The organism is Actinomyces sp. ICM58 (assembly GCF_000283035.1).
Classification (GTDB): domain Bacteria; phylum Actinomycetota; class Actinomycetes; order Actinomycetales; family Actinomycetaceae; genus Pauljensenia.
The window spans coordinates 1-7,742 of record NZ_ALIY01000192.1 but is presented as its reverse complement, the minus strand read 5'-3'; the positions used below and the strand labels follow the sequence as shown (position 1 = coordinate 7,742).

Here is a 7,742-nt window from a genome sequence, read left to right as displayed (position 1 = left end):
CGCAAGGCCACCGCGTCCACGANGCGCACGCACACACCCGGCGGAGAACCCAGCGCCAGCCCCCGAGCAACCCCGCGTGCGAGAGGAAGCGCCACCTGGCGGCCCCGCAGGCGCCTACCCCACGACGAGGGCGCCGGCACAACCCACACCTGCGCCGCTGCCCCACCCCGGCGATCCCTCCCACGACCCGAGCCCCGCACCCACGCGGGCGAGCTGGCGCCACCCACCACCCGCCACAGGGACGCGCCGAGGGTAGCCCCGGCCTCGTCGAGGAAATCGCCGACGTCCGTGCGCGCCGCGTGCTTGGCGCCCAGGATGATCCTGCGCAGCGCTCCAGAATAATCCCCCAGGACCAGTCCGGGAATCGCCCCGCGCGCGCCCTCCAGGCTCGTGGGCAGCGGCTGCGCGCACGCCCACGAGCGGCACGACGGGCACAACACCTCGTCCCAGGCGCCGCACCCCACGCACTGAACGGGCAGGACCGCGCCGAGGAGCCCCTCGACGAGGGCACCCACCGGGCGCGAGCCAACCACGATCTTCACCCCGCGTATCGCGCGGACGACACGTCGACGACGACGTTTTGCCACAGGGCACCCGAGCGCACCAGCACCTGCTTCCTTCCCGCGTCGTCCGTCCCCACGATGACGACCGACGCGGAGGAGGCCCCCGCGCTCATCGACGACACGCGGATCGGCAGCGGCAGACTCGAGGGCAGTCCACCCAGCGTCATCGTGACGAGCTGATCGTCCTCACCGCTCCCCCCGCGCACAGCGACTGCGAAGCCCGTCGACGTCGTCCACGAGGCGTCGATGACCGCGCCGTCGAGAAACACCTGCTCCAAGGATCGCACCGCCTGCGGCCGCCCGCCCGGGCCGCGCTCGATGACGCCCACCCACGCGCTCGGCGTCGACCCGCGAACCACCAGGGCGCGCGAGCCGTCGGGCGAGACACGAACCGCGCGGATCTCCCCCGCACTCTCCGACTCGATGGCGACGTCAAAGGCGCCATCGGCTCCCCCGCCCACGCTCAGCGTCGACGCGGACGTGGCCGGCCCCCACACCCAGCCGTAGCGATCGATCGAGGGCCCCAGCGGGGCCTGGCCCGGCACAAAAGCCACCGCAGTCCCGGCCCGCTCCGCGTAGACGCCGTCGGCACCGCTCCAGGCAACCAGGGACGAATCGACCGGCGAGGCGGTCGGATTCAACGCGTCGGTGGCCGAGGCGCGGGGCGCCACGCCCGAGGAGGAAATGATGCCCACGCCCGAGCTCCCCGCGCCCACCAGCGTATCGAGGGAGTACGAGGGCGGCGTCGGCAGGGCAGCCACCTCCATGACCTCGCCCGTCAGGGACACGCTCACCTGCGACACGTCGGCGGCCTGGGTGAGCGTGCGCGTCAGCTCCCACTGCAGGCTCTCTCGCGCGGACTCGCTGGGCGGCATGGAGGCGTTCAGCTCGACGCGAGCGACCCCGTCGCTGACCTCCACGCCGTGGGAGGGCAGCGTCGCCCCCGCCGGAATCGCGTTCGCGACCACGGGATCGAGGTCGGCTCGCGGCCCGTTGACGAGGCCCGCCAGCAGGTGGGAGGCCAGTCGCCGGGAAGGGTACCAGCGCGGATCCGCGACCAGTTCCGTGCCGTCAGTGCTCGGGAAATACAGGTTCGCGAGCGTGTACGAGGCCGTCAGGGCAGCCCGGCTAATGAGGATCATGTTCTCGGGAGCGTCGATGCGCCACTGCCCATCCTCGCGGACGAGAGTGAAGGTGCGCGTAACTGTCGCCCCGTTCGAGCGCGTCAGCACGCCTGCCTGGTCGATGCTCGCCACCCCCAGGACGGACACCGTCACCTCGGAGCGCGAGGCGTTCTCCGAGGTCGCGCTGACGGCGGGCGCCGTGTCCGTGTCGTAGACGAGGATCTCGGTTTCGGGCTGCCAGGAGCGCGCCGAGGCCGCCGTCAGGAACAGGCGCGCGGTCGCGTAGTCATCCTGGGGTCCCGCGGCGCACGCCAGCAGGAAGTCCGACACGAGGGTCGCGGCATCCGACCCGTCCGAGGGGCCCTCCGCCGAAAACTGGACGCCGCTGCCGTCGCGCGCGGACACGTCGAAGGGCGCGGGCGGCGAGGACGTGGGCAGCGACGCGCAGCCCGCGAGCGCCAGCGCGGCGCACGCGATCAGGGCGAGATGTCTCCTCATTCGTCCTCCCACAGGGCAAGCGGCCAGCTGGCGATCTCATCTCCGGCGTGCTTGGGCAGGGTCATCAGGAACGAGGCTCCCTTGCCCGGCTCGCCGTAGGCTTGGAGGCGGCCTCCGTGGATCGCCACGTCCTCCGTCGCGATGGCTAGCCCCAGGCCAGTGCCGCCCGTCGTGCGAGCGCGCGCCGTGTCGGCCCGGTAGAAACGGTCGAAGACGTGGTCGGCGACCTCCTGGGTCATGCCCACGCCTCGGTCGCGCACGCGGCAGGCCACGTCCGTGGCGCTAGTGGCCACCGTGATGGTCACCCGGGTCCCGTCCGCGTGCTCGATGGCGTTGACGACGAGGTTGCGGATGACGCGCTCGATGCGCCGCTCGTCGATCTCGGCTGCGGCCCGGGCGGGGGCCACGACCTCGACCGGGACGCCCTGGCGTTGCGCGAGCTCGGCGCAGGCCTCGACGACGCGGGTGACGATCGGGCGCAGGTCGCGTTCCTCCGCGTCCAGGAGCGCGCTGGCGGCGTCGTAGCGCGAGATTTCGAGCAGGTCCGCGAGCATCTGTTCCATGCGTTCGGTCTGATCGTGTAGGAGCTCGGCGGAGCGGCGCGCGTGCGCGGGCAGGTCCTCGCGGTTGTCCCACACGATGTCCTCGGCCATGCGGATGGTGGTCAGCGGAGTGCGTAGCTCGTGGGAGACGTCGGAGACGAAGCGCTGCTGGAGCTTGGCCAGTTCGTCGTAGCGCGAGATTGTGTCCTGCAGGGAGGAGGTCATCGCGTTGAAGGCGCGCCCCAGGGCCGCCATTTCGTCGGCGCCGTGGACCTCGACGCGCACGTCCAGGTCCCCCTCCGCGGCCTTCGTGGCGGCCGAGACGGTCAGGCGCACGGGCAGGAGGAGGCGGTGCAGCAGGGCGAATACGCCGATGGGCAGGGTGACGATGATCGGCAGGGCGGACAGGACGAGGACGCGCAGGACGACGTCGACCTGGCGCTGGTCGGCGGCCAGGGAGTAGAGGATGTAGAGCTCGTGGGTGCCCGCGCGGGGCAGCTGAACCTGGGTGCCCACGAGGATGCCGGGAGAGACCTTGTCGGAGTCGGAGGCCCTGATGCCCACGGACTGCCACTGGGCGCCTCCCTGAGCCACGGCCTCGCGCATCTGGGGCGTAATCAGCCCGCGCATCTGTTCGTCCTCGATCTGGTTGATGCGTAACGAGGCCGTGGAGCCCTCCGAGCGCAGGAGGGCGACGTTGGTCGCGCCGGCGCCGGCGGCCGACGCCTTGAGCGAGGCCAGAGCGCCGCGCGCGGATTCCTGGACCTGGTCGGGGGACGTGGCGGTCGAGGAGGAGAAGACGGATTGGGCCGAGGAGAAGCGCAGCGACGCGTCCGCCAGGATCGCATCCTTGCGGGTTTCGAACATCGAGGAGCGCAGCTGGGAGGCGACGATAATGCCGAAGACGAGGAGGAGCACGAGGGCCGCGAGCGTGATCGCGACGGCGAGCTTGGCCGAGAGGGAATGGCGGATGCGGTGACCGATCTGCGAGGAGCGCAGGAACGTCCACGGCCTCGACGAGGCCAGGGCCCCGGTGAGGAGACGCAGGGGGTGGTTACGCTCCCGCGCCGGCACGGTAACCCACTCCGCGGACGGTGACGACCAGTTCGGGTTTTTCCGGGTCGCGTTCGATCTTGGAGCGCAGGCGCTGCACGTGGACGTTCACGAGCCTGGTGTCGGCGGCGTGGCGGTATCCCCACACCTGTTCGAGGAGCTCCTCGCGGGAAAAGACCTTCCAGGGGGAGCGCGCCAGCGTGGCGAGCAGGTCGAATTCGAGGGGGGTCAGCGCGATGACGCGGCCCCCGCGTTTGACGATGTGGCCGGCGACGTCGATCGACAGGTCCTGCAGGGTCAGGCCTTCGTCGGCCTGCGCGTCCTCGCGGCCGCGCAGTCGCGCGCGCACGCGGGCGACGAGTTCCTTGGGTTTGAAGGGCTTGGGGACGTAGTCGTCCGCGCCAGCTTCGAGCCCGGTGACGACGTCGGACGTATCAGAGCGGGCGGTCAACATAACGATCGGCACGTCAGAGACGCGACGGATTGCCCGGCACACGTCGAAGCCGTCCATGCCGGGGAGCATGACGTCGAGGAGGACCAGGTCCGGGTTGTTCTCCTGAAACTGAGTCAGCGCCTGTGAACCGTCGGCACAAAAGGCGACGCGAAAGCCCTCATTCCCGAGGACGATGCCGATCATCTCGGCCAGGGCGACGTCGTCGTCGACGACGAGGATGCGCGAACTCATGTCACGATAGTGTCACGAATTCGTCACGGATGCAGGAGATTCGACCGGCGACGCCGCATTTTTTCACCGATAAGAGGTGTCACCCCATCCGCTGCTATGGCAGGATTGAGACTAGTACAACACCGAGATGCTGGAGGCAATGATGAGTTCGCCGTGGGTGTCCCCCGACCCGACCGACTCCGCCCGGGAGCGTTCCAAGCAGTCGAGCGCCCAGCCTGGCTTCGTCGCACCCGGCACGCAGCCCGCCCAGCCTGGCTTCGTCGCACCCGGCACGCAGCCCGCCCAGCCCGGCTTCGTCGCACCCGGCACCCAACCCGCCCAGCCCGGCTTCGTCGCACCCGGCATCCAACCCGCCCAGCCCGTTTCTCCCCTCCCCGCCCCCCAGAACGGGCAGCCACGGCCCGATGCGGGACCCGGCGCCTCCGGCTACAGCCAATCGACCTCCTGGGCGTGGGCCGCCAAACCCGGCATCATTGCGCTGCGCCCGCTGACCATCTCGGATCTGATGAGCGGCTCCTTCGCCGCGCTGCGCCGCAACCCCAAGGTTCTCTTCGGCTACACGATCCTCATCATGACGATCGTGTCCCTCCTGAACGGCCTGGCCGTTTTCATGCCTTTCTACTCGCTCATGACGCTGAGCGGGTCCACGTCTGACCCGCAGGCCTCGTACAACGACTTCCTCGCATCGTCCTCCCTGTCCCTCATCTCCACGCTCCTGAGCTACGTGGTCCTCTTCCTGGCAACCTTCCTCGGAGGAGCTCTCATCAACGGAGTCTTGTCGGTAACGGTCTCGCAGATGGTGATCGGCAAGAAGATCACCTTCGGCCAGGCATGGTCCATGGTCAGGGGCCGCCTCCTGCCGATGATCGGGGCGTCCTTCCTCCTCTTCCTCATCATCGCCATCCCCATGATCCTGTGGGGCGTGGGCTTCCTGGCCATGCTGATCTGGGGCCTCGAATCCAATATCGCGGATTCGCTCGCCGCCGTGTTGTTCTTCATCGGACTGCCTCTCATGCTCGCCTTGTACTCGCTGAGCGTGCGTTTCCTGTACGCGCCGATCTGCGCGGTCCTCGAACGCAAGGGCCCCATTCAGTCCCTGAAGCGCTCGTGGACCCTGACCTCCGGCGCCTTCTGGATGACGCTCGGCCGCGTGCTCCTCATCGGCGTCGTGTGCGGCGTGATCGTCAATATCATCAGCACACTGATCAGCGTCATCGTCTTGGGTATCGGCTTCGCGTTCCTCAGCTCCGCGTCCTTCGACGACCCCAACGCTGTGTGGGGTTTTGCCGTGTTCCTCGTCATCACGAGCGCCCTGCAGACCCTTGTCTACAGCCTCGTGTTACCGATCATGTCGGCGTATCAGACGCTCATGTACGTGGACCAGAAGATCCGCAAGGAAAACTTCGCCCTCGTCCTCGCGCAGGCAAGCCAGGGTCGGGGGTGACTCACGTGCTCGCGTGCGGCGCTCCCCTGACGCCCGACAACGACGAGGCTCAGTCCTGGCTGAGCGAGGAGCTGTCGCGCGCGGAATACAACGCTGACTCGAACCCCATCGCGCGCTTCATCCAGTCCTTCCTCGATGGCCTCTCGAAAGCCGCCTCCTGGCGCGGCACCGGCGCGCCTCCGATCTCGCTGGTCCTCATCATCCTGGGCATCATCGCGCTCGCGGCCATCATCATCGCACTGATTCTCAACCCGATTCGCCTGCGGTCGCGGGCCTCGCACTCCGTCTTCGAGGAGGAGACCACCGCGGAGGACGTGCGCGCGTCCCTGGACGAGGCCGTGGCGGCCGGGGACTGGGACCTGGCCTACGTGTGGTCCTACCGCCTGCTGGTCCTGGGGCTGGACACGGCCGATGTCGTCTCCTCCACGCCCGGCCTGACGGCGAAAGAAGCCGCGGATGCGGCGACGCGACTCGCCACCGAGTACGGTCAACAGCTCGGGCACCACGCCGCTACCTTCGACCGCGTCCGCTACGGTCATTCCTCCGTGTCGCGTGAAGACGTGGACGCGCTGCGCGAACTCGCGCCTCTCGTTGTGCACGCCTGCCAGCGGGCCCAGGAGAACGCATGAAAGCCACGCAGGTCCAGATCGTGAGTCCCACGGCCCGCGAGCGCGTGAGCGCGGCGCGTCCGGCGATCATGATTGTCGTTTTTCTCCTCCTCGTGTGCATCGGGATTGCTTTTCTTCCCCGCGCGGGCTTTGACTCCACGCCCGTCGGCATACGCAACCCCCTGGGGGACGGTGCGCGCGCCCTGGCGCAGGTGCTGGAGCGCCACGGGGTCTCGGTGCGCGAGGTCAGTGCGCGTGAGGCGACGACGGTGGACGAGGACACGACCCTCGTCGTCGTCTTCCCCTCCCGCATGTCCCCCTCCGTGCGCGCCGGGGTCTCGACGCGAGCCAACGTCGTCTACATCGGGCTCGAGCAGGAATACGGGTCCTCGCCCTCCTACCTGGACGGCCTCACGTCCTCGCGCGCGTGGAAGGACCCCGAACGAACCTCGCCGGGCTGTTCTTCCGAGGCGGCCAACCGCGCCCGTTCCCTGACGTCTTCCAACTACACGGTCTCGAACGGCGCCTCAGGCTGGCAGCTGTGCTTCACCGCCGACGGGCAGGAATACGCCTACGCGGAGCGTTCCGAGCCCGGCAGGTTCCGCGCCGTCATCCCCGATTCGCTGCGCGTGCGCAACCGCGCGATCCTGGACGAGGGCAACGCCGCGCTCGCCCTCAACGCGATCGGCCGCACCGACAAGGTCGCCTGGTACGTCGTCACCTCCGACGATTCCATGTCGCAGGAAGACCCCGTCCTCACCGAGTCGCCCTACCTGGCCCCCGCCTTCCTCATGGTCATCGGAGCTGTTCTGCTGGCCTCCCTGGCGCGCGGCAAGCGCCTGGGCCCCCTGACACCGGAGCGCCTGCCCGTCGAGGTTCCGGCGGCGGAAACCCTCGTCGGTAAGGCGCGACTCATGCGCTCCCAGCGCTCCTACGCGCACGCCGCCACGGCCCTGCGCTCCGCCACGGCCTCGCGCATCGCATCCACGCTCGGCGTCGCACACAGCGCCGACCGCGAGGCGCTGGTTCGCGCCATCGAAGCGCGAGGCCTGCCCCCCTCCCGCTACGAGACGCTGCTGTGGGGACCTCCCCCGACCTCCGAAGCGGACCTCGTCCGACTCGCCAACGACCTCGACACCCTCGAGAAGGAGATACGCCATGACTAGCCCCATGCCCACCCCGCAGTACGGTCCCACCGGGGCCGGCGCGGCCCCTCCCGGCGGGT

Annotated in this window: 6 protein-coding genes; 3 read left to right on the top strand and 3 right to left on the bottom strand. The window is 69.3% G+C overall.

The genetic code is table 11. The features are described 5' to 3' along the window. Positions 1-538: 538 nt before the first annotated feature. From HMPREF1138_RS08720 to mtrA, 3 genes are read right to left on the bottom strand one after another with little or no spacing between them, the layout of a single operon-like run. Complete coding sequence (locus tag HMPREF1138_RS08720) at positions 539-2,185, bottom strand: GerMN domain-containing protein (protein ID WP_009058829.1); 1,647 nt, start codon at positions 2,183-2,185, stop codon at positions 539-541. Next, complete coding sequence (mtrB, locus tag HMPREF1138_RS08715; protein ID WP_009058831.1) at positions 2,182-3,801, bottom strand: MtrAB system histidine kinase MtrB; 1,620 nt, start codon at positions 3,799-3,801, stop codon at positions 2,182-2,184. Before mtrB ends, HMPREF1138_RS08720 begins: the two co-directional genes overlap by 4 nt. Then, complete coding sequence (gene mtrA, locus HMPREF1138_RS08710) at positions 3,782-4,465, bottom strand: MtrAB system response regulator MtrA (RefSeq protein WP_009058825.1); 684 nt, start codon at positions 4,463-4,465, stop codon at positions 3,782-3,784. Before mtrA ends, mtrB begins: the two co-directional genes overlap by 20 nt. A 127-nt stretch (positions 4,466-4,592) precedes the next feature. Here mtrA and HMPREF1138_RS11155 point away from each other — a divergent pair, with 127 nt between their 5' ends. From HMPREF1138_RS11155 to HMPREF1138_RS08695, 3 genes are read left to right on the top strand one after another with little or no spacing between them, the layout of a single operon-like run. Next, complete coding sequence (locus tag HMPREF1138_RS11155; protein WP_009058834.1) at positions 4,593-5,909, top strand: putative membrane protein; 1,317 nt, start codon at positions 4,593-4,595, stop codon at positions 5,907-5,909. Continuing rightward, entirely contained in the window at positions 5,906-6,538 is a 633-nt protein-coding gene (locus HMPREF1138_RS11150; RefSeq protein WP_155887163.1) for a DUF4129 domain-containing protein, read from the top strand. Before HMPREF1138_RS11155 ends, HMPREF1138_RS11150 begins: the two co-directional genes overlap by 4 nt. Then, entirely contained in the window at positions 6,535-7,683 is a 1,149-nt protein-coding gene (locus tag HMPREF1138_RS08695) for a DUF4350 domain-containing protein (RefSeq protein WP_009058827.1), read from the top strand. Before HMPREF1138_RS11150 ends, HMPREF1138_RS08695 begins: the two co-directional genes overlap by 4 nt. The last annotated feature ends 59 nt before the right edge of the window (positions 7,684-7,742 follow it).